Source organism: Haloferula sp. A504 (genome assembly GCF_044385805.1).
Lineage (GTDB): Bacteria > Verrucomicrobiota > Verrucomicrobiia > Verrucomicrobiales > Akkermansiaceae > Haloferula.
This window is the reverse complement of record NZ_JBISBU010000215.1, coordinates 1-437: the sequence shown is the minus strand read 5'-3', so window position 1 is coordinate 437 and position 437 is coordinate 1. Positions and strand designations below refer to the sequence as shown.

The 437-nt window shown below is 66.8% G+C and carries 1 protein-coding gene; it reads left to right on the top strand.

What is annotated here, in order from left to right; genetic code table 11:
* Positions 1 to 437 (top strand): hypothetical protein (locus tag ACG2LG_RS24250; RefSeq protein ID WP_396263491.1); only part of this gene is annotated, 437 nt, incomplete at both ends.

The window sequence follows — 437 nt, the reverse complement described above, 5'->3', positions numbered from 1 at the left end:
CTGACGCTGGAGCCGACGCACTACACCACGGTCGATAATGGCGACTGCACCGAAACGGTGACCATCCACGACCTGGAAAACCTCACCGGGCTGACCGGCGGCGGCGGGGTGGTGCGGCTGCGGGTGGACCTCGACGAGGAGCCGGACTCGACCATCGACCACACCAGCTGGTCGGAAGTGGAAGGCTGGAACGAGGTCTTTCTGCCGGTGTGCTGCGTGACCTACAACGACCCCTACCAGCGCGAGACGCTGTTCAGCGGCACGGTGGGCACGGTCAGCGGCCAGGACCTGGTGTTCACGCTCAGCGGCGGCTCCTTCGACCTGGGCACCTTGCTGGATCCCGGCGCCTCGTATTACATCGAGGTCAACTCGGGCGACCACGAGGGCCACCGCTTCGACGTGGTCTCGGCTGCGGGCAACACCCTGACGCTGGCCGC